Raw genomic sequence first — 19,520 nt, forward strand, 5'->3', positions numbered from 1 at the left:
CATGCTATCCGACGCGTCCGCCCCCTGGCTGTATAACCTGTTTATCCTGGCGTTGCTGGCCAGCGGTTACGCGCACCTGGCGTGGAATAAGGCGTTTTTGTATATCATCCTCAGCCTGGCGGGCACGCTTGCCGCCGCGGCGACGGTTTTCAGCCGTATCGACGCATCCAGCCCGGCCGCCGCCTGCTACATAGTGCTGCTTATCAATGCCTCCTTTGTGCTGGTTTCGGTGGTCAGCGCCTGGTCGCTGTCATTTTACTCCCGGGCGAAAAAACACCGCCGCCGCCGCGATGATTAAGTATTTCGTGATAGGATAGGGTGAAATAACAAAAAAAAGCCCCTAAATAGTTACAACATCCACCAAGTATCCCCCCACCGATCCTTCCCCTCCGGCAAATGCGTGCAAAAGCGCCTGGCAGATAAAATGCCAATAATGTATGTAAACGGTTCCGGTCCTGTGACCTGATTCACGCTGTGTTGCGATTAAACCGGTTAGGATAGCGCTTTATGTTTCATAAGTGTTATGACAATCAGGAGCGTCAGGAGGGCATAAACCATCAATGTCCGCCGGTTTGGTCGAGAATACCTGGGCGAAAAGCACCATTAACAGGGGATGAGATGATCACTATTCGTGATGTGGCGCGGTTGGCCGGGGTATCGGTGGCAACGGTGTCACGGGTATTAAACGATAGCGCTATCGCCAGCAAGGAAGCGCGCGACAAGGTGATGAAAGCGGTCAAGGAACTGGGTTACCGGCCTAACGCCAATGCGCAGGCGCTGGCCACGCAAATCAGCGACACCATCGGCGTGGTGGTTATGGACGTATCCGATCCGTTTTTCGGCGCGCTGGTGAAAGCGGTGGACACCGTGGCGCAGCGGCATAAAAAAAACGTCCTGATCAACAACAGCTACCACCAGGCGGATAAAGAGCGCCATGCCATTGAAGTGCTGATCCGCCAGCGCTGCAGCGCGCTGGTGGTCCACGCCAAGATCCTGTCCGACGAAGAGATGATCCCCTTTATGGTGCGCGAGCCGGGCATGGTGTTGATTAACCGCATCCTGCCGGGCTTCGAGCACCGCTGCGTGGGGCTGGACAACGTCAGCGGCGCCCTGATGGCCACCCGTACCCTGCTCAAGCAGGGGCACCGGCAGATTGGCTATATCGGTTCCAACCATCCCATCGAGGATGAGCGGCAGCGGCGCCAGGGCTACCTGCAGGCCATGGCGGAGGAGGGGATCGCGCCGCCGCAAAGCTGGCAGGCGTTCAGCTCGCCGGACCTGCAGGGCGGCGAGGAGGCGATGGTGGAGCTGCTGGGGCGCAACCAGCAGCTGACGGCGGTGTTTGTCTATAACGACGGCATGGCGGTGGGGGCCCTGGCGACGCTGAAAGAAAACGGTATCGCGGTGCCGACGCAATTTTCGGTGGTGGGGTTCGACGATATTCCCATCTCCCGCTATACCAGCCCCAATCTTACCACGGTGCGCTACCCCATCTTCGCCATGGCGGTCGCCGCTACCGAGCTGGCGCTGCTGGGCACGGCGGGGCGCATCGACGAGAAGCAAACGCACCTGTTTATGCCGACGCTGGTGCGCCGCCATTCCGTGGCGCCCTGGAAAAACGTGGCGGCGATCGCGTCGTCATCAGAAGATGAGATGTAACCGCTTCCAAACTGTGAGAATATTCACAGTTTCTTAACATTGATCCCTCTATGCTAATGGTGTTATTCCCTCACGATGCTATCAGGTCAACATCGCGAGGGCTTTTCGTACAGGGATGTCGGTAAAACCACGGAAGGAATTTGTCTGCCTTTGAGTAAACCTACCTATTTCCGGAGAAACTAATGAATAAGAAGGCATTAACCCTTACCGCTCTGGCAACCGGCCTGTTGCTGTCCGTCGCCGCTCATGCCGCCGATACCCGCATTGGGGTAACTATTTATAAATATGACGATAACTTCATGTCGGTGGTGCGCAAGGCAATAGAAAAAGACGCCAAAGAAGCCAAAGGCGTGCAACTGCTGATGAATGACTCGCAAAATGACCAGTCAAAACAAAACGACCAGGTGGACGTATTGATTGCCAAGGGCGTCAAGGCCCTGGCGATTAACCTGGTCGACCCCGCCGCCGCGCCGGTGATTATCGAAAAAGCGCGCGGCGCCAATATTCCCGTGGTGTTTTACAACAAAGAACCCAGCCGTAAAGACCTGGACAGCTATGACAAGGCCTATTACGTCGGTACCGAATCCAAGCAGTCGGGCATTATCCAGGGCGAGCTTATCGCCAAGCACTGGAAGGCGCATCCGGAATGGGATTTGAATAAAGACGGCGTGATCCAATATGTACTGCTTAAAGGCGAGCCGGGACATCCCGATGCCGAAGCGCGCACCGCCTATGTGGTCAAGACCCTGACCGACCAGGAAAAGATCAAGGTACAGCAGCTGCAGCTGGATACCGCCATGTGGGATACCGCCCAGGCCAAGGATAAAACCGATGCCTGGATGTCGGGTCCGAACGCCAACAAGATTGAAGTGGTGATCGCCAATAACGACGCCATGGCCATGGGCGCGGTGGAAGCGCTGAAAGCCCACAATAAATCGGCCATTCCGGTATTCGGCGTCGATGCCCTGCCTGAAGCGCTGGCGATGGTTAAATCCGGCGCTATGGCCGGCACCGTGCTGAACGATGCCGACAACCAGGCCAAGGCCACCTTCGACCTGGCGAAAAACCTGGCCGACGGCAAACCGGCGGCGGAAGGCACCAACTGGAAACTGGATAATAAAGTCGTCCGCATCCCCTATGTCGGCGTCGATAAAGATAATTTAACGCAGTTTATTAAGAAATAATCCCCACTCCCCCCATTGGGCCTGACGCCCGAGGGGGGATTTTTCTGTCTTATCCTAGCCGGGTATAACTATGGCCGATATTACGACCGAACAGCCAGGCGAATGGCTGCTGGAAATGAACAACATCAGTAAATCATTTCCTGGCGTCAAAGCATTGGATAATGTGAACCTCAAGGTGCACTCCCACTCCGTCCATGCCTTGATGGGCGAAAACGGCGCGGGTAAATCCACGTTATTGAAGTGCCTGTTCGGCATTTATAAAAAAGATTCCGGTAGTATTATTTTCCAGGGAAAGGAAATCGATTTCAAAAGTTCCAAAGAGGCGCTGGAACATGGCGTTTCCATGGTGCATCAGGAACTGAACCTGGTATTACAGCGTACCGTCATGGACAATATGTGGCTTGGGCGTTATCCGCGCAAAGGCCTGTTTGTCGATCACAAAAAGATGTACGCCGACACCAAGGCCATATTTGACGAGTTGGACATTAATATCGATCCCTATGATAAAGTGGCCACCCTGTCAGTGTCGCAAATGCAGATGATCGAGATTGCCAAGGCGTTTTCCTATAATGCCAAAATCGTCATCATGGATGAACCGACCTCGTCGTTGACCGAACGCGAGGTCAATCATCTGTTCAGTATTATCCGCAAGCTCAAGGCGCGCGGGTGCGGCATTGTTTATATTTCCCATAAGCTGGAGGAAATTTTCCAGCTGTGCGATGAAATCACCATCCTGCGCGACGGCCAGTGGATTGCCACCCAACAGGTGGAAGGCCTGACCATGGACAAGATTATCTCCATGATGGTGGGGCGTTCGCTCAGCCAGCGCTTCCCCACGCGCGAAGGCGAACCGGGCGAGGTGATCCTGGAGGTGAAAAACCTGACCTCGCTGCGCCAGCCGTCGATCCGCAATATCTCCTTCGACTTGCGCAAAGGGGAGATTCTCGGCATCGCGGGCCTGGTGGGCGCCCGGCGCACCGATATTGTCGAAACCCTGTTCGGCATTCGCGAAAAAGTGACCGGCACCATCATCCTGCATGGCAAGGCCATCAAAAACAACAGCGCCAACGAGGCGATCAACAACGGTTTTGCCCTGGTGACCGAGGAGCGGCGGGCCACCGGTATCTACGCCTATCTGGATGTCGGCTTTAATTCGCTGATTTCCAATATCCGCAATTATAAAAACAAAATCGGGCTGCTGGATAATTCGCGCATGAAAAGCGATATCCAATGGGTTATCGATTCCATGCGGGTAAAAACGCCGGGCCATCAGACCAATATCGGTTCGTTGTCGGGCGGCAACCAGCAAAAAGTGATTATCGGCCGCTGGTTATTGACCCAACCGGAAATCCTGCTGCTGGACGAACCGACGCGCGGGATTGATGTCGGGGCTAAATTTGAAATTTATCAATTAATTACCGAGCTGGCGAAACGCGGTAAGGGCATTATTATTATTTCGTCCGAGATGCCGGAACTCCTGGGGATCACCGACCGGATACTGGTAATGAGTAACGGTCTGATGGCGGGGATTGTGGAAACGAAACAAACTTCGCAAAACGAAATTTTACGTCTTGCTTCCGTGCATCTTTAATTTTATAGGGTTCTTATTATGAATGTGTTGAATAAGAAAAGCATGCTCACTTATTTAAAAGAGGGCGGCATTTATGTGGTGTTATTGGTACTGCTGGCTATTATCATTTTTCAGGATCCGACTTTTTTAAGCCTGATAAACTTAAGTAATATCCTGACCCAATCATCGGTGCGTATTATTATCGCGCTCGGCGTGGCGGGGTTGATTGTTACCCAGGGCACCGACCTGTCGGCCGGGCGCCAGGTGGGGCTGGCGGCGGTGGTCTCGGCGACCCTGCTGCAATCAATGGAAAACGTCAATAAAGTCTTTCCGGATATGCAAACCCTGCCGATCCCGGTGGTTATCCTGACGGTATGCGTGATCGGCGCTTTTATCGGCCTGATTAACGGCGTGGTGATTGCTTATCTTAATGTGACGCCTTTTATTACCACTCTGGGTACTATGATCATCGTGTATGGCGTCAACTCGCTGTATTACGATATTGTCGGCGCCTCGCCCATCGCCGGCTTTGATTCCCATTTTTCCACCTTTACCCAAGGGTTCCTGCGCTTCGGCGATTTTAAGCTTTCCTATATTACGTTTTACGCGGTGTTTGCCATTCTGTTTGTCTGGGTGATCTGGACCAAGACCCGCTTCGGTAAAAATATCTTCGCCATCGGCGGCAATCCGGAAGCGGCCAAGGTTTCCGGCGTCAACGTGCCGCTGAACCTGATTATGATTTATGCCCTGTCCGGGGTGTTCTATGCCTTCGGCGGTATGCTGGAAGCCGGGCGTATCGGCAGCGCCACCAATAACCTGGGCTTTATGTACGAGCTGGACGCCATTGCGGCCTGCGTGGTGGGCGGGGTATCGTTCGCCGGCGGGGTCGGCACGGTGGCGGGGGTGGTGACCGGGGTAATTATCTTTACGGTTATCAACTATGGGCTGACCTATATCGGCGTAAATCCTTATTGGCAGTACATTATTAAAGGGGCGATTATTATCTTTGCGGTGGCGCTGGATTCACTGAAATACGCGAAGAAGAAATAACAGCCTCAGGCGTAGGTGCGGGGTTGTCAATGGCCCCGCGCTTACGTATTTTCATCTTGAAAACGTACAGAGAAGAGACTAGAATGTTTTCAAGTTGAAAACGTCATGCTGGGAGGCAAAACGATTGCACGTTATCAGCAGGCTGCCGTTCAACGAGGCGCGGGCGGAATTCCCCAATAGCGCTACTGCACTTGTTGATCTGCTAATGACATTGGAAAAAGGCAGTTTCAGCAGCCCGGAGTCGATGAAAAAGGCGATATCTTCTCTAGACAATTTTAAGTATCGGGAGAAGTGGTGGGTGATTGATGTATCAGGAAATACGCTACGGATCATCGCGTTTATCGATTTTCAATTGCAAAAGGTTTTCATCAAGCATATCGCCAGTCATGCCGACTATGACAAATTGACAAAATATTATCGGGAGCATAAAGAATGACTACGCTCTATGGTAAAAATCACCTCAATGCCGCCAGTGCCGAAGGCATAATTTCCGCATTTGGGAACGTCGTGAAAATTATCCCCCTGATGACGGGCAACAAAAGTGAAACGGAATACCACCAGGCGCTGGAGTTGATTGAGTACCTGATCGACCACGACGAGCTTGATAATCCGTTGTTTGAACCGCTAGCGGCAAAAATCGCCGAATATGAGAGCAGTGCGCCGGAGTTCGCTGAATTAAACAAAGCGCTTGACGGGATACCAGGTGGAATTGCAGTTTTGCGCACGATTATGGATCAGCTTGGACTCAAAGCGGCGGATCTTGAGAGTGAATTAGGTTCTAAATCCAACGTAAGCAACATACTGAACGGACGGCGTGCATTGACTGTACATCATATAAAAGCACTCTCTGAGCGCTTTCACATTCCTGCCGAAATGTTCATTTAGCGGTTGAATTGTCGTTCTGAAATACCAGAATTTTATGATAAAAAGGCAAAGGCGGCCCGGGCTTGCTGTCAAAAAGGGCTGTTGTGGCCCTCGGTGAGAGTTTCGCTGGCGAGCGCGAAACCCTCCCCAGGCGATATAAACCCCGGCTCCGCTATTAGTTATCCAATTCGCCCATGGATTTAACCTGATCGCGATTAATCTGCTCAGTTTTGCCGGTCTCGGCGTTTTTGTAAGAAACGAGGCCGGTATCATCATCAATCTGTGGTTTACCATCGGTGACGATGGTCCTGCCGTCGGTGGTTTTTATCGCCTGATTGGATGAGCAGGCGGTCAGTAAAAACAGCGAAGCGCAGCTGAAAACCACTGAAACCACTATATTTTTAATCATTATAATCTCCTCTGATGAACGTTAATTAGATTGTGAATTTTTCATCTTAAAATCTAGCAGAGAGTTGACTGTTTACGAGCCGGTTGATGAGGTATCCGTGCCATTGGTCTTTATTTTAGGAATATTGGCGATTATTTGTTCATTTTCAATGCTAAACCACCCATCGGCCTACCGGCGGGAACCTACGGCGGTAGGACAAGGGACCGGGTCGTTATCGGGGCGGCAACCCCTCAGTCAGGTGCGTTTCGCACCAATAGGTAGGGTCTGGTGCGGTTAGCGCATATCCGGCAGACGATCGCTGATATCGTTGTTCGGTTCGGGTTTGGGCTGGGTTTCAAGCAGTTGCTCCGGTGATACCGCCGGGTAGCCTTGGGTGCCCTCGGGAATTTCGTGCGGCGCGGGAATGGGGATTTGCGGCCCCAGGAAGCGGGGTTCGCGTTTCATAAGGTACAAGTCCGACAGGGCGCCAAGGCGGGCGCCGATTTCCCGCAGCCGGACCGAGAACATATTCTTGGGCGAGGGCACGGCGAAACACTGGGCCTGGATACCCATGCGCATGGCGATAAACAGCGCCCTTTCGCAATGAAAGCGCTGGGTGATAATGGTGAAATCGTTGGTGTCGAAGACCTTGCGCGTGCGGATGATCGAATCAAGAGTACGAAAGCCGGCGTAGTCGAGCACGATGTCGCCGGCGGGCATGCCGTGGGCAATCAGGTCGCGGCGCATGGTGACCGGCTCGTTATAGCTTTGCAGCGCGTTGTCGCCGCTTAGCAGCAGATAGTTGGCCTTGCCGCTATTGTAGACGTTAAGCGCGCCCTGGATGCGATAGAGATAATACTGGTTAATGACGCCGGCGCGGTAGTATTTGGCGGTACCCAGCACCACGCCCACCTGGCGGTGGGGCAGCAGTTGCAGATCTTCATAGATATAAGGCGCGGTTTTCCAACTGATCCAGCGATCCAGTCCGAATGCCGTTAACAGCAAAACGCCCGCGATAATAATCAGGGAATATATCAGGCGCTTCCACATGCCGTAAGCCTTAACCTATCCTGCCGCAAAGTCATTGCCCAAGGCTACTTTACCTGCCCGGCCGAAGCAAGGAGCGTGGCGGCTGAATACGCCCAATGTGACAATTTGTTGAGGCGCGTCAGAACGGCGTGCGCCGGTAGTGGCGATACTGCGGATGCCAGAAATTGTGCTCGATGGCGATGGACAGCACCTCCTCCGGCGTGACCATCGCCACGCCGTGCACCTGCGCCGCCTTGCCGACTTCCATGGCGATCACTCTCGACACGCCCTGGATATCGTTGATATCCGGCAACAGCGCCCCATCGGCGCCGTTAACCAGCGGCGAACAGTCGGCCAGGGCGCGGCTGGCGGCGATAAGCATGGCTTCCGTCACCCGCGTCGCGCCCGAGGCCAGGACGCCCAGGCCGATGCCCGGAAAAATATAGGCGTTGTTGCACTGGGCGATAGGATAAACCCGGTCTTTATAGCGCACCGGCGCAAACGGACTGCCGGTGGCCACCAGCGCCGCGCCGTCGGTCCAGCGAATCACGTCTTCCGGCGTGGCCTCTACCCGGGAGGTGGGATTGGACAACGGCATGACGATGGGACGCGGGCAGTGAGCGTGCATCTCGCGGATAATCTCCTCGCTGAACAGGCCAGGCTGGCCGGAAACACCGATCAGCACCGTCGGCCTGGCGTTGCGCACCACATCCATCAGCGAAATCGTGTCGCTGTCCAGTCGCCAATCGGCAATCTGGTCGCTGTGCTGCACCAGGCGGCTCTGGAAATCCAGCAGGTTGGCCAGCTTATCGGTTAACAAGCCGAAACGGTCGACCATTAGCACCCGCGCGCGCGCCTGGTCCTCGCTCAGGCCCTCGGTGCGCATCTCCGCGACGATCTGTTCGGCGATACCGCAGCCGGCGGAGCCGGCGCCCAGGAACACCACGGTCTGATCGCGCAGACGGCTGCCGGCGGCGTGGCTGGCGGCCAGCAGGCAGCCCAGGGTTACCGCAGCGGTGCCCTGGATATCATCGTTAAAGCAGCACAGTTCGTCGCGATAGCGGTTAAGCAGGGGGGTGGCGTTTTTCTGGGCAAAATCCTCGAACTGCAACAGCACATCGGGCCAGCGGCGCTTCACCGCCTGGATAAAGGCGTCGACGAACTGATCATACTCCTCGCCGGTAATGCGCGGATGGCGCCAGCCCATATATAGGGGATCGTTAAGACGCTGGGGATTGTTGGTGCCGGCATCCAGCACCACCGGCAGGGTATAGGCCGGGCTGATGCCGCCGCAGGCGGTGTACAGCGACAGCTTGCCGATGGGAATGCCCATGCCGCCGATACCCTGATCGCCCAGGCCCAGGATGCGTTCGCCGTCGGTGACCACAATCACTTTTACATTCTGTTTGGTGGCGTTTTGCAGCATATCATCGATTTTGTCGCGGTTACCGTAGGAGATGAACAACCCCCGGGCGCGACGGTAGATATCGGAAAAATGCTCGCAGGCCTCGCCCACGGTCGGCGTGTAGATAATCGGCAGCATCTCGCTCAGATGACCGTCCAGCAGACGGTAGAACAGCGTTTCATTGGTATCCTGAATATTGCGCAGGTAGATATGCTTATCGATATCGCTGGTAAAGTCCTGATACTGCCGCCAGGCGCGTTCGGTTTGCTCCTCAATGCTCTCCACCGCTTCCGGCAGCAGGCCATGCAGGTTAAAGTTATCGCGCTCCTCAATGGTAAACGCGCTGCCTTTATTCAGTAGCGGAAATTCCAGCAGTACCGGACCCGCATGGGGGATATAGAGGGGACGCTTGCTTTCGTGTTCCAATTCCATGACTTTTCCCATCGCTTCGCAAAAGATTCCAAAAGGATAAAAGATTGTGGCGAAGGATGCATGTTTTCATTGGTAATTTGTTATTTAATGATTAACTTATAAATAATTGGATACTCCAGCCGGCCCCGATCGGCGCCGCCCGGCGGCAACGCAGCGCCGCCGTCGAAGACGTTATCGGCGGGAAAGGGGCTTATGTCAGCCAATACCTGGAGATCTCGCCGCAGCCCAGCGCCGTCAGCGTCGATCGCGTCGCGTCCCACTGCGAAAAAGGCGCGCCTTCACGTTCCAGCAGTACCGCGCGCTGCAGGGTCGCGCAGTCGGCGCCGGCCATATTCAGTAATATCAGCGCCGACTGCAGCGGCGGCAGGCTGGGATTAAACGCTGCGTTTTCCGCATAGCGGCCGGCAAAAATGCGCCCATCCGCCGTTTGCAGCGCCACCGCGCTATGCGCCTGACTATAAGGCGCGTGGCTCTGGTTTGCGGCCTGCAACGCCTGCTGCGCCAGGGGATCGTTGACGCTCTCGGCGCCTTTCCCCGGGCTGCCGGCTGCGGGCCGTCCGGACGCCGCCTGGGCCGGGTCCGCGCCTTGCGCCGCGGCGTAAAGCCTATCCGCGCGCGCCCCTGGCGATTTCACCGCCCTGGCGCCGCGCCAATTGGGCGCCATCATGCCGTACTGATGATCCACGCCGTCCATCAGCAGGGTATGAATGGCCAGATCGCGCGGGCCGAACGCGTCGGGCAGATAATTGCCCAGCGTGGCGGGCGAACGGTCGGGCAGGTAAATCATCAGGTCGGTGCCGCTGTTCAGCTCGTTCATAAACTGCCGGCAATGGCCGCATGGCGTGTAGTTGACGCTGATGCCGCGCAGGCGTTTTTCACCGCGCAGCCAGGCATGATTGATGGCGCTTTGCTCGGCATGCACCGTTTGCTGCAGCGGCGCGCCGATAAATTCCATATTGGCGCCGAAATAGAGGTTGCCGCTAACGCCGCGCGCCACCGCCCCGACATTAAACCGCGAGACCGGCGCCAGGGCGCAGGCGGCGGCCAGGGGCAGCAGCGCGAAGCATAAGGCGTCTTCGTCCATCCCGCCGGCCCGCATCAGGCTGGCGGCCTGGGCGGCGCTTAGCCAGCCGCTGAAATCGGCCTGGTCCAGTTCATGCGCCAGCGCGGACCGCAGGGCCGGTGCCAGGGCGTCCAGTGAGGGGGTAAACCGTGCGTGCATAATGATTCCCTGAGCATTTATTATGGGATCATTTTAGACGTTGTAGGCTTAAATAAATATGATCAATATCTTATCGTGCGGCCTGGCGGTTGCCGGCGGCGGCCGGGTCAAGCAAATTATCGCATCAGCCCGGACGGATGCCGGCGCGGCGAGATCAGCCGAACGCCCGCAGCAGCAGCGGGAACAGGAACGGCGCGATAAGCGAGGTGATAATGCCGCAGATCACCAATGCCAGGGAACTGAACGCGCCTTCCTGAAAATCCATCTCGGCGCAGCGGGCGGTGCCGAGCGCATGGGACGCGGTGCCCATGGCCAGGCCCCGGGAGGCTTTGGTGGTGATACCCAGCAGCCTGAACAGCGTATGGCCGAATACCGCGCCCAGGATACCGACAAAAATCACGCATACCGCGCTGATGGCCGGAATACCGTTAATGGACTGCGCCACCGCCATGGCAATCGGCGTGGTCACCGATTTAGGCAGGATCGAGGCGGCAATCTCCGGCGTGGCGCCCATCCACAACGCGATGGCGGTGCCGCTGACCATGGCGGTAACGCTGCCGACAAAACAGATGCTGATAATGGATTTCCAGCGCGCGCGGATCTGGTGCAGTTGTTCATACAGCGGGAAGGCCAACGCCACCACCGCCGGTTGCAGCAGGTCGTTGAGAATTTTACTGCCGGCAAAATAACGCGCGTAGGGAATGCCGGTGAGCAACAGCAGCGGGATAATCACCACCATGGAAATCAGCAGCGGATTGAGCAGCGCCATGCGAAATTTCGCCGCCAGCCGCCTGGCGCCAAAAAATACCGCAAGCGTAAGCGGCAGCGACCACCAGAAATTGGCTAACATTATTGATCCTCAGGGGGGCGCGGCTGGCCGGCCACCGGACGTTCACGGTGGATGTAATGCGAGCTATAGCCCACCACCACCATGACAATCAGGGTACTGATAACGCAAGACACCACCAGCGGGCCGAACTGCGACGACAGCTCGTGGTAATAGTTCATCACGCCCACGCCTATCGGCACGAACAACAACGCCATATAGCGGATCAGCAGATGACAGCCGGGCTTGAGCCATAACGGCGGCAGCAGTTGCAGACAGAGCAGGATAAACAGGATCAGCATGCCCAGGATACTGCCCGGAATGGTAATCGGCAACAGCGTGGAAAGGAAATCACCGACGAACAGGCACAGGTAAATCAAGGCAAAGGCGCGAATAAAGGCCCAGCCGTTTACGATGATATTGCGCATTATCTCAACCTTATTTCTAATCGCGTTTATCATACAATTAATTCTGACACCGTGCCACCGCTCACGGTTCGTCCGATGAAATGACCGGGCCAGCTTATCAGCTATGCCGGTAAAAATCGTGCCGTGACCAAGGCGGATTTAAATGTATGACTTATCGCACGGCAATCTCCCGGCCAAACTGTTAACAAAGTAGATTCATTTGCCGACGAAGGATCCTCGTCAGGCGTGTTTGCGATCAGAAGAGGTTTTTACTATGGCTATTCCACGTTTTTATGGTGTTATTCCGCCCGTTCCCACCCTTTTTACCGCCGATGAGCAACTCGATGAAGACAGCATGGCGAAACTGCTGGACAGTCTGATTGCCTCTGACGTCAACGGCCTGTTTTTCCTGGGAAGCGCCGGTGAGTTTGCCCATATGTCGGAAGCGTTGCGCCTGCAGACGGCGGAGTTCTGCGTTAATTACGTCAACAAGCGTAAACCGGTTTTAATCGGCATTGCCCATTCCGGTACCCGCGAGGCCATCCGTTACGGCCTGCACGCACAGAAGATTGGCGCCGATGGGGTGGTGGCGGTAAATCCGTTTTACAATCCGCTGAGCGAGGAAAACCTCTATCTGCATTATAAGCATCTGTCCGACGCGCTAAGCCTGCCGATTATCATCTATAACTTCCCGGGGCTGACCGGCCAATCGATTCCGGTGGCGGTGATCCGTCGCCTGGCGGAGACCTGCGCGAATATCGTCGGCCTCAAGGATACGGTGGATACCCTTAACCATATTCGGGAAACCATCCACGCGGTTAAACCCGTGCGTCCGGATTTTGCCGTATTTTCCGGCTATGACGAATATCTGTTCGGCACCCTGATACTCGGCGGCGACGGCTGTATTCCGGCCAGCGCGAATTTTGCCCCGCAGTTGACCTGCGGCATCTACCGGGCCTGGCAGGAACAGGATTATGCCCAGGCGGTCAAGCTGCAGCAGAGCCTGTCGTATATTCCGGAATTGTATAATTATGATTTGCCGTTCTATAACGTGGTGAAATACGCCATTAAGCTGACCGGGGTGGATATTTCGGTGAATTCGCTTTGGCCGGCGTCGCCGCTTACGGAAGAGCTGAAGGAGAAGGTAAGGAGCGCGCTGGTCAGGAGCGGGGTAATTTAAGGGGCATTGCGGTTGGCGGGACTACGGCTGGGCAGGGGGTTGAGCTTGCCTAGGGGTGTTTACTGGCATGGGAGAAGGTTTTGCCTGGGCGGGCGCGTTTATCGGCATGGGGGAAGGTTTTGCCTGGGCGGGCGCGTTTGTTGGCATGGGGGTAAGTTTTGCCTGGGCGGGCGCGTTTGTTGGCATGGGGGTAAGTTTTGCCTGGGCGGGCGCGTTTATTGGCATGGGGGTAGGTTTTGCCTGGGCGGGCGCGTTTGTTGGCATGGGGGTAGGTTTTGCCTGGGCGGGCGAGTTTATCGGCATGGGGAAGGTTTTGCCTGGGCGGGCGCGTTTGTTGGCATGGGGGTAGGTTTTGCCTGGGCGGGCGCGTTTATTGGCATGGGGGAAGGTTTTGCTTGGGCGGGCGCGTTTGTTGGCATGGGAGAAGGTTTCGCTTGCCATGCGAGGCGGATTTTTATGCCGCACCGTGCGGGCAATCGACCCGGGGCGGGCAGTCGCCCCCGCCCCGGGACCCCGGGCTTCCGGCAGATCGTGCGCCGCTGCGCGGTTCCCGGCATCACCCATCCCGGCTTTTGGACCGCACGGGACGCGCTCCCGGCGCGGCCCTTAGCTTTCGCCGCTCCCGGCGGCTCATCCAGCCGCGATGTGCGCCGCCGGCGCACTCTATGCCGGCACCAGGTCAACACCACCGCCTGTGAGTAAAATAGCGTTTTTGGGTTTCTTGCGGCATGCACTTACCGGGAAAGGTATCGGTATTCATTTTGCGCTAAAGCTTACAGTTTGATGGCTAATGGCTTAATGCTTAATGCTTACTGTTAAAACTTAAGCATAAAGTTGAATGATGAACGCCTTACTGCATGATTGTATGACTGCATGACTGTATGACTGCATGACTGTATGACTGTATGACTGCATGACTGCATGACTGCATGACTGCATGACTGCATGACTGCATGACTGCATGACTGCATGACTGCATGACTGTATGACTGTATGTCCAACTTTTCGCTGTGTCAGCTGCATTCCATAGTCATTGCCTCCCATAATGGTCAATCCCATCCCGACGCCAGTCTCTATCCTAAGCAACAGCGCCGCAGCCACTTCATAAAACGCATGGCCAACAGCGACATGTGGACCGGCATAAAGCGCGCTGACGGCGCCTGTGACCCCGGCATGAGCCGCCGGGAGCGGCGAAAGGCCCGGTGGCGCCGGGAGCGCTAACCGGGCCGGTGCATCACGGGGGCATTGGCGGCGGAAGGCATCGCGCAGCGACGCGCGATCTGCCGGGCGCGCGGAGGTCAAGGAGGCCGTCGCGGTACGGCCTCTTTGTCGCTTGCCGGCGCCCGGCAATACCTATGAACACCTCACGCATGGCAAGCGAAACCCCCTCGGGGCGACATAGATCATGCCGCAAACGCCCTCCCCAAGGCAATATAAACCATGCCGCAAACAAAACCCCGTCGTCGCCGTGCTGTATGCCGGCTTTAAAACCGCGCTATAGCTCTGGACCATTCAATTGCGGCCTGCCCGCGCGGTCTGGCGGGCGGATAATCACGTGCTTTCTTCACTCTCCCGGCCAAAGACCGGGACGCAATCACAAAGAATGTGTTGTTACGGCGGCGCGGCGGGTGTGGTGAAACCCGCGGTGGAATAACCACAGGCTAAGCAGCGTGGCAAGTATCAAGACCATAAACAGCGAGACCGGCGGTGCATAGGTCAGGATGGCGCCGGTGAGCAGCGGATTGGCGGCGCCACCGAGATTACCCAGGTTTTGCATGCCGTAATAACTGCCTTTTAAATGCGCCGGCGCGATAAAGTCGATAAACATGTATTCCACCGGGATAATAATAATCTCCCCCAGCGAAAACAGGGCAACCGCGATCATCCATAGCGGCAGGGCATTGCCCGCCAGCATAAAGCCCAGCAGGCCAATAATAAAAAACAGGCTGCCCAGTAATAGCCACGGCATCAGGGTCTCGCGGCGGATATTACGGCTGACGGCATATTGCAGGGTGATGACGATAGCGGCGTTGACCGGCAGAATAATCCCCACCACCCGATAAGCAAACACAGCGTCGAACTCCACCATCAGGTATTGCGAAATACAGCTGGCGAACTGACTGCATACCAGGCTGCCGAGTGCGCCGCCCAGAGTAAAAAAGATCAGCCGCTTATCGTGGCGCAGCACGTCCAGGGTCGTACGGAAGTTGATTTTTTCCGTTACCGCCGCCACGTTATCATCCGCCCGGGCCGGCGGGCGGCCATAGCGCGGCAGCAGCATTGCCAGGGTCAGCGTGGCCGCGGCGGCCAGGACGCCGGATAAATAAAACGGCAGCACGGCGCTGCTTTTCGCCAATAACACGCTCAGCGGCGGGCCGATGGCCCAGCCGACGTTGATCAGGGTGTAATTAGCGGAAAACGCCTTGATGCGCCGCTCAACGGTCAGCCATTCGGCAATACTGGCCTTCAGGGTAATGGAGTACAGGCTGTACGCCGAATTAATCAGCGCCACCAGTATAATCATCGGCAACAAAGCGCCCCCGCCGAGCGGCAGCAGAAAAAACGCCAGGGCAAATACCATGATGGCGCAAATAATCAGGCGATTTTTATTAAACCGGTCCACCAGATAGCCGCCATACAGGCTAAAGATAATGCCCAGCGTCAGCCCCATACCCAGCACCAGGCCGATTTTTCCCGGCGGCATGCCGCCCTGCATGGACAGGTAGATGGCGATAAACGGCAGCGTCAGCCCGCGGCCGATGGTTAATATTAACGATGTGATTAACAACAGCCGGATAATGGGCGGGAATCCTTTCATGACCAATTTTCTCATGATAAATAATAAGGCGTACACCCAACCTTAATCTAAATTGCTCACCATGTGGAGTTAAATTGATAACGAAATGAAGGTATTAGGCTGCTGCCAAGCGGGGTTTTTTACACGGAAAACCTACCGGGCCGCCGCAAACTCTGGCGGCCCGGTTATATGCCTTGCCTTAAGGAATTATTTAACCGCCATGCCCGGCAGGGCGCCGGCGTCGGGGCTAAGCAGGAATATGTCGCTGCCGCCCGGTCCCGCCGCCATCACCATGCCCTGGGAAACGCCAAAACGCATCTTGCGCGGCGCCAGGTTGGCCACCATCACCGTCAGGCGGCCCTCCAGCGCCTGCGGATCGGGATAGGCCGCGCGGATGCCGGAAAACACCTGGCGGGTTTCGCCGCCGATATCCAACGTCAGCTTCAGCAGCTTATCCGATCCATCCACCAGCTCGGCGCGCTTGATAAGCGCAATGCGCATATCCACCTTGGCGAAATCGTCAAAGGCGATGGTCTCAAGCAGCGGCTCATCCGCCAGCGGACCGGCGACGGCGGTCTTGGCGCCGGCGGCATCCGCTTCTTCCCTGGATTCGTTAACCATATTCGCCACGTGCGCGGGATCGATACGGCTGAACAGCGCCTTGAAGGTCGTAACCCTATGGCCCGTGAGCGGCGTGTGGATGCCGTCCCAGTCAAGCCGCACGTTCAGGAACGCCTCGGCGCGTTCCGCCAGCGACGGCAGCACCGGCTTGAGATAGGTCATCAGCACGCGGAACAGGTTAATGCCCATTGAGCAGATGTCCTGCAGATCCCCCTCGCGTCCCTCCGCTTTCGCCACCACCCAGGGCGCCTGCTCGTCCACATAGCGGTTGGCCAGGTCGGCCAGCGCCATGATTTCGCGGATGGCGCGCGAGGATTCACGGGCGTTGAACGCTTCGGCGATGCCGACGGCGGCATCGGTAAAGGTCTGGTACAGCGCCGGGTCGGCCAGGGTATCGGCCAGACGGCCGTCAAAGCGCTTGGCGATAAAACCGGCGTTGCGCGAGGCCAGGTTAACCACCTTATTGACGATATCGGCGTTAACCCGCTGGACGAAGTCTTCCAGGTTCAGGTCGATGTCGTCGATATGCGACGACAGCTTGGCGGCGTAATAATAACGCAGGCAATCCGCGTCAAGATGCTTAAGATAGGTGCTGGCCTTAATAAAGGTACCGCGCGATTTCGACATCTTGGCGCCGTTCACCGTCACATAGCCGTGGACAAACAAATTGGTCGGCTTGCGGAAATCGCTGCCTTCAAGCATCGCCGGCCAGAACAGGCTATGGAAATAGACGATATCCTTGCCGATAAAATGATACAGCTCGGCATCGGAACCCACGCGCCAGTATTCGTTGAAATCAATGTCGCCGCGTTTGTCGCACAGGTTCTTGAACGACCCCATATAACCGATGGGCGCGTCCAGCCAGACGTAGAAATACTTGCCCGGCGCATCAGGCACTTCAAAGCCGAAGTAGGGGGCGTCACGGGAAATATCCCACTGCTGCAGGCCGGATTCAAACCATTCCTGCATTTTGTTGGCCACCTGCTCCTGCAGCGCGCCGGAGCGGGTCCAGGCTTTCAGCATATCGCTGAAGGCCGGCAGGTCGAAGAAGAAGTGTTCCGACTCCTTCATCACCGGCGTGGCGCCGGACACCGCCGATTTAGGATCGATCAAATCGGTCGGGCTGTAGGTGGCGCCGCACACTTCGCAGTTGTCGCCGTACTGATCGGGGGATTTGCACTTCGGGCAGGTGCCCTTGACAAACCGGTCCGGCAGGAACATTTCTTTTTCCGGGTCGAACAGCTGGGAAATGGTGCGGGTCTTGATATAGCCGTTATCTTTCAGCCGATGGTAAATCAGCGTCGACAGCTCGCGGTTTTCATCACTGTGCGTCGAGTGGTAGTTATCATAGCTGACGCCGAAACCGGCAAAATCCTTCTGATGCTCCTGGTTCACTTCATCGATCATTTTTTCCGGCGCGATGCCGAGCTGCTGGGCCTTAAGCATGATCGGCGTGCCGTGCGCGTCATCGGCGCAGATGAAATAAACCTGATTGCCGCGCATTCGCTGAAAACGGACCCAAATATCTGCCTGGATATGCTCCAGCATATGGCCGAGATGAATTGAACCGTTAGCGTATGGTAACGCACAGGTTACCAATATTTTTTTCGCGACTTGAGTCATGTTGGGAATGTGCTTTTATCAGATGAAATAAAGAGTTTCGATGGTAACCGATAGCGACACCTCACGTAAACAAGCGCCGCCAGTTCTGTTATGCTATGGGCATCGGTTACCACCCCCAGAATGAGAAATTAAGGAGCCGTGATGAATCCTCCATCACCCGAACAGTCTACTCCCGAGGTGCTGCGCGCCCAGGTCGCCAAGGTGCTCGCCCGCTTCAAGCACCCCACGCTCAAACGCGGCCTGGCCGAACTCAAGGCGCTGAACCACTGCGCGCTGCTGGACGGCACGCTGCATATCGAACTTATCATGCCCTTCGCCTGGCACAGCGCCTTTGAGGAGCTGAAGGAATCCGCCAGCGCGGACCTGCTGCGCGTCACCGGGGCGCGGGCCATCGACTGGACGCTGGCCCACAATATCGCCACGCTCAAGCGGGTTAAGGATCAACCCGGGGTAAAAAACGTGCGCAACCTGATTGCCGTCAGCTCCGGCAAGGGCGGCGTCGGCAAATCCAGCACCGCGGTTAACCTGGCGCTGGCGCTGGCCGCCGAGGGCGCCCGCGTCGGCCTGCTGGACGCGGATATCTACGGCCCGTCGATTCCCGCCATGCTCGGCACCACCGAGGAACGCCCCACGTCGCCGGACGGCCAGCATATGGCCCCCATCATGGCGCACGGCCTGGCTACCAACTCCATCGGGTATATGGTAACGGAAGATAACGCCATGGTCTGGCGCGGGCCGATGGCCAGCAAGGCGCTGCTGCAACTGCTTAACGACACCCTGTGGCCGGAGCTGGATTACCTGGTGCTGGATATGCCTCCGGGCACCGGCGATATCCAGCTGACGCTGGCGCAGAATATCCCGGTCACCGGCGCGCTGGTGGTGACCACGCCGCAGGATATCGCGCTGGCCGACGCGCGCAAAGGTATCGTGATGTTTGAAAAGGTCGGCGTGCCGGTGCTCGGTATCGTGGAAAACATGAGCGTGCATATCTGCAGCCACTGCGGTCACCTGGAGGCCATCTTCGGCACCGGCGGCGCCGAAAAACTCGCCGAGCAGTACCACTGCGCGCTGCTGGGGCAACTGCCGCTGCATATCAGCCTGCGCGAAGATCTGGACCGTGGCCAGCCGACGGTGGTCAGCCGGCCGGACAGCGAGTTCACCGAGCTCTACCGCCAACTGGCGGGACAGGTGGCGGCGCAGCTGTACTGGCAGGGCGAGGTTATCCCCACCGAGATCGCGTTTAAGGCATTATAAGGGCAGAAT

18 protein-coding genes are annotated in these 19,520 nt (G+C 56.6%); 10 read left to right on the forward strand and 8 right to left on the reverse strand.

Annotated features, from left to right (window positions below):
* The first annotated feature begins 1 nt into the window (after nucleotide 1).
* The 7 genes from ACL2XN_RS26290 to ACL2XN_RS26320 all read left to right on the forward strand — a co-directional run bounded on the left by ACL2XN_RS26290 (nucleotide 2) and on the right by ACL2XN_RS26320 (nucleotide 6,348).
* Nucleotides 2–298 (forward strand): hypothetical protein, encoded by a 297-nt coding sequence (locus ACL2XN_RS26290; protein ID WP_410014323.1) that lies wholly within the window; start codon nucleotides 2–4, stop codon nucleotides 296–298.
* Between the two features lie 320 nt (nucleotides 299–618).
* Nucleotides 619–1,659, forward strand: a complete 1,041-nt coding sequence (galS, locus tag ACL2XN_RS26295; protein ID WP_410014324.1) for an HTH-type transcriptional regulator GalS — start codon at nucleotides 619–621, stop codon at nucleotides 1,657–1,659.
* A gap of 182 nt (nucleotides 1,660–1,841) precedes the next feature.
* Nucleotides 1,842–2,843 (forward strand): galactose/glucose ABC transporter substrate-binding protein MglB, encoded by a 1,002-nt coding sequence (gene mglB, locus ACL2XN_RS26300; RefSeq protein ID WP_410014325.1) that lies wholly within the window; start codon nucleotides 1,842–1,844, stop codon nucleotides 2,841–2,843.
* 70 nt (nucleotides 2,844–2,913) lie between these two features.
* Nucleotides 2,914–4,434: a galactose/methyl galactoside ABC transporter ATP-binding protein MglA gene (mglA, locus tag ACL2XN_RS26305; RefSeq protein WP_413729784.1), complete on the forward strand. Its 1,521-nt coding sequence runs from the start codon at nucleotides 2,914–2,916 to the stop codon at nucleotides 4,432–4,434.
* Between the two features lie 18 nt (nucleotides 4,435–4,452).
* A complete protein-coding gene (gene mglC, locus ACL2XN_RS26310; RefSeq protein WP_410014327.1) occupies nucleotides 4,453–5,463 on the forward strand; it encodes a galactose/methyl galactoside ABC transporter permease MglC in 1,011 nt (336 codons plus the stop codon).
* A 124-nt stretch (nucleotides 5,464–5,587) separates the two neighbouring features.
* The gene (locus ACL2XN_RS26315) at nucleotides 5,588–5,899 is read left to right on the forward strand and encodes a type II toxin-antitoxin system HigB family toxin (RefSeq protein WP_410014328.1); all 312 of its coding nucleotides are present in this window, start codon (nucleotides 5,588–5,590) and stop codon (nucleotides 5,897–5,899) included.
* Nucleotides 5,896–6,348: a type II toxin-antitoxin system HigA family antitoxin gene (locus tag ACL2XN_RS26320; protein ID WP_410014329.1), complete on the forward strand. Its 453-nt coding sequence runs from the start codon at nucleotides 5,896–5,898 to the stop codon at nucleotides 6,346–6,348. Before ACL2XN_RS26315 ends, ACL2XN_RS26320 begins: the two co-directional genes overlap by 4 nt.
* Nucleotides 6,349–6,502: 154 nt before the next feature.
* Here ACL2XN_RS26320 and ACL2XN_RS26325 read toward each other — a convergent pair whose 3' ends face one another.
* The 6 genes from ACL2XN_RS26325 to ACL2XN_RS26350 form a co-directional block, all read right to left on the reverse strand.
* Nucleotides 6,503–6,736: a YgdI/YgdR family lipoprotein gene (locus tag ACL2XN_RS26325; protein WP_410014330.1), complete on the reverse strand. Its 234-nt coding sequence runs from the start codon at nucleotides 6,734–6,736 to the stop codon at nucleotides 6,503–6,505.
* A gap of 273 nt (nucleotides 6,737–7,009) precedes the next feature.
* Entirely contained in the window at nucleotides 7,010–7,765 is a 756-nt protein-coding gene (gene sanA / locus ACL2XN_RS26330) for an outer membrane permeability protein SanA (RefSeq protein WP_410014331.1), read from the reverse strand.
* Nucleotides 7,766–7,883: 118 nt separating this feature from the next.
* Nucleotides 7,884–9,581 carry an NAD-dependent malic enzyme gene (locus ACL2XN_RS26335; RefSeq protein WP_410014332.1) on the reverse strand — a complete coding sequence of 566 codons (1,698 nt, stop codon included), beginning with the start codon at nucleotides 9,579–9,581 and terminating at the stop codon, nucleotides 7,884–7,886.
* A 190-nt stretch (nucleotides 9,582–9,771) separates the two neighbouring features.
* Nucleotides 9,772–10,803, reverse strand: coding sequence for a cytidine deaminase (cdd, locus tag ACL2XN_RS26340; protein WP_413729786.1), 1,032 nt, complete (start codon nucleotides 10,801–10,803; stop codon nucleotides 9,772–9,774).
* Between the two features lie 154 nt (nucleotides 10,804–10,957).
* On the reverse strand, nucleotides 10,958–11,653 hold the full coding sequence (locus ACL2XN_RS26345) for a CidB/LrgB family autolysis modulator (RefSeq protein WP_410014334.1): 696 nt from the start codon (nucleotides 11,651–11,653) through the stop codon (nucleotides 10,958–10,960).
* Entirely contained in the window at nucleotides 11,653–12,057 is a 405-nt protein-coding gene (locus ACL2XN_RS26350; RefSeq protein WP_410014335.1) for a CidA/LrgA family protein, read from the reverse strand. The genes ACL2XN_RS26345 and ACL2XN_RS26350 overlap by 1 nt, the downstream gene beginning before the upstream one ends.
* 253 nt (nucleotides 12,058–12,310) lie before the next feature.
* Here ACL2XN_RS26350 and ACL2XN_RS26355 point away from each other — a divergent pair, with 253 nt between their 5' ends.
* Together ACL2XN_RS26355 and ACL2XN_RS26360 are read left to right on the forward strand one after the other, a co-directional pair.
* Nucleotides 12,311–13,216: a dihydrodipicolinate synthase family protein gene (locus ACL2XN_RS26355; protein ID WP_413729788.1), complete on the forward strand. Its 906-nt coding sequence runs from the start codon at nucleotides 12,311–12,313 to the stop codon at nucleotides 13,214–13,216.
* 67 nt (nucleotides 13,217–13,283) lie between these two features.
* Nucleotides 13,284–13,565: a hypothetical protein gene (locus ACL2XN_RS26360; RefSeq protein WP_413729789.1), complete on the forward strand. Its 282-nt coding sequence runs from the start codon at nucleotides 13,284–13,286 to the stop codon at nucleotides 13,563–13,565.
* Between the two features lie 1,245 nt (nucleotides 13,566–14,810).
* Here ACL2XN_RS26360 and ACL2XN_RS26365 read toward each other — a convergent pair.
* The gene (locus tag ACL2XN_RS26365; RefSeq protein ID WP_413729791.1) at nucleotides 14,811–16,034 is read right to left on the reverse strand and encodes an MFS transporter; all 1,224 of its coding nucleotides are present in this window, start codon (nucleotides 16,032–16,034) and stop codon (nucleotides 14,811–14,813) included.
* Nucleotides 16,035–16,220: 186 nt separating this feature from the next.
* Nucleotides 16,221–18,257: a methionine--tRNA ligase gene (gene metG, locus ACL2XN_RS26370; protein WP_413729792.1), complete on the reverse strand. Its 2,037-nt coding sequence runs from the start codon at nucleotides 18,255–18,257 to the stop codon at nucleotides 16,221–16,223.
* A gap of 141 nt (nucleotides 18,258–18,398) precedes the next feature.
* Here metG and apbC point away from each other — a divergent pair, with 141 nt between their 5' ends.
* Entirely contained in the window at nucleotides 18,399–19,511 is a 1,113-nt protein-coding gene (gene apbC, locus ACL2XN_RS26375) for an iron-sulfur cluster carrier protein ApbC (protein ID WP_413729793.1), read from the forward strand.
* Nucleotides 19,512–19,520 lie beyond the last annotated feature (9 nt).

Source organism: Sodalis sp. RH22 (genome assembly GCF_047324165.1).
Lineage (GTDB): Bacteria > Pseudomonadota > Gammaproteobacteria > Enterobacterales > Enterobacteriaceae > Acerihabitans.

Coding starts and splice junctions, on each gene's coding strand:
- ACL2XN_RS26355 (WP_413729788.1), top strand. CDS start 12,311: ATGGCTATTCCACGTTTTTATGGTGTTATTCCGCCCGTTCCCACCCTT.
- cdd (WP_413729786.1), bottom strand. CDS start 10,803: ATGCACGCACGGTTTACCCCCTCACTGGACGCCCTGGCACCGGCCCTG.
- ACL2XN_RS26360 (WP_413729789.1), top strand. CDS start 13,284: ATGGGAGAAGGTTTTGCCTGGGCGGGCGCGTTTATCGGCATGGGGGAA.
- mglB (WP_410014325.1), top strand. CDS start 1,842: ATGAATAAGAAGGCATTAACCCTTACCGCTCTGGCAACCGGCCTGTTG.
- ACL2XN_RS26335 (WP_410014332.1), bottom strand. CDS start 9,581: ATGGAATTGGAACACGAAAGCAAGCGTCCCCTCTATATCCCCCATGCG.
- ACL2XN_RS26365 (WP_413729791.1), bottom strand. CDS start 16,034: ATGAAAGGATTCCCGCCCATTATCCGGCTGTTGTTAATCACATCGTTA.
- mglC (WP_410014327.1), top strand. CDS start 4,453: ATGAATGTGTTGAATAAGAAAAGCATGCTCACTTATTTAAAAGAGGGC.
- mglA (WP_413729784.1), top strand. CDS start 2,914: ATGGCCGATATTACGACCGAACAGCCAGGCGAATGGCTGCTGGAAATG.
- ACL2XN_RS26290 (WP_410014323.1), top strand. CDS start 2: ATGCTATCCGACGCGTCCGCCCCCTGGCTGTATAACCTGTTTATCCTG.
- ACL2XN_RS26345 (WP_410014334.1), bottom strand. CDS start 11,653: ATGTTAGCCAATTTCTGGTGGTCGCTGCCGCTTACGCTTGCGGTATTT.
- ACL2XN_RS26350 (WP_410014335.1), bottom strand. CDS start 12,057: ATGCGCAATATCATCGTAAACGGCTGGGCCTTTATTCGCGCCTTTGCC.
- sanA (WP_410014331.1), bottom strand. CDS start 7,765: ATGTGGAAGCGCCTGATATATTCCCTGATTATTATCGCGGGCGTTTTG.
- ACL2XN_RS26320 (WP_410014329.1), top strand. CDS start 5,896: ATGACTACGCTCTATGGTAAAAATCACCTCAATGCCGCCAGTGCCGAA.
- ACL2XN_RS26325 (WP_410014330.1), bottom strand. CDS start 6,736: ATGATTAAAAATATAGTGGTTTCAGTGGTTTTCAGCTGCGCTTCGCTG.
- apbC (WP_413729793.1), top strand. CDS start 18,399: ATGAATCCTCCATCACCCGAACAGTCTACTCCCGAGGTGCTGCGCGCC.
- metG (WP_413729792.1), bottom strand. CDS start 18,257: ATGACTCAAGTCGCGAAAAAAATATTGGTAACCTGTGCGTTACCATAC.
- galS (WP_410014324.1), top strand. CDS start 619: ATGATCACTATTCGTGATGTGGCGCGGTTGGCCGGGGTATCGGTGGCA.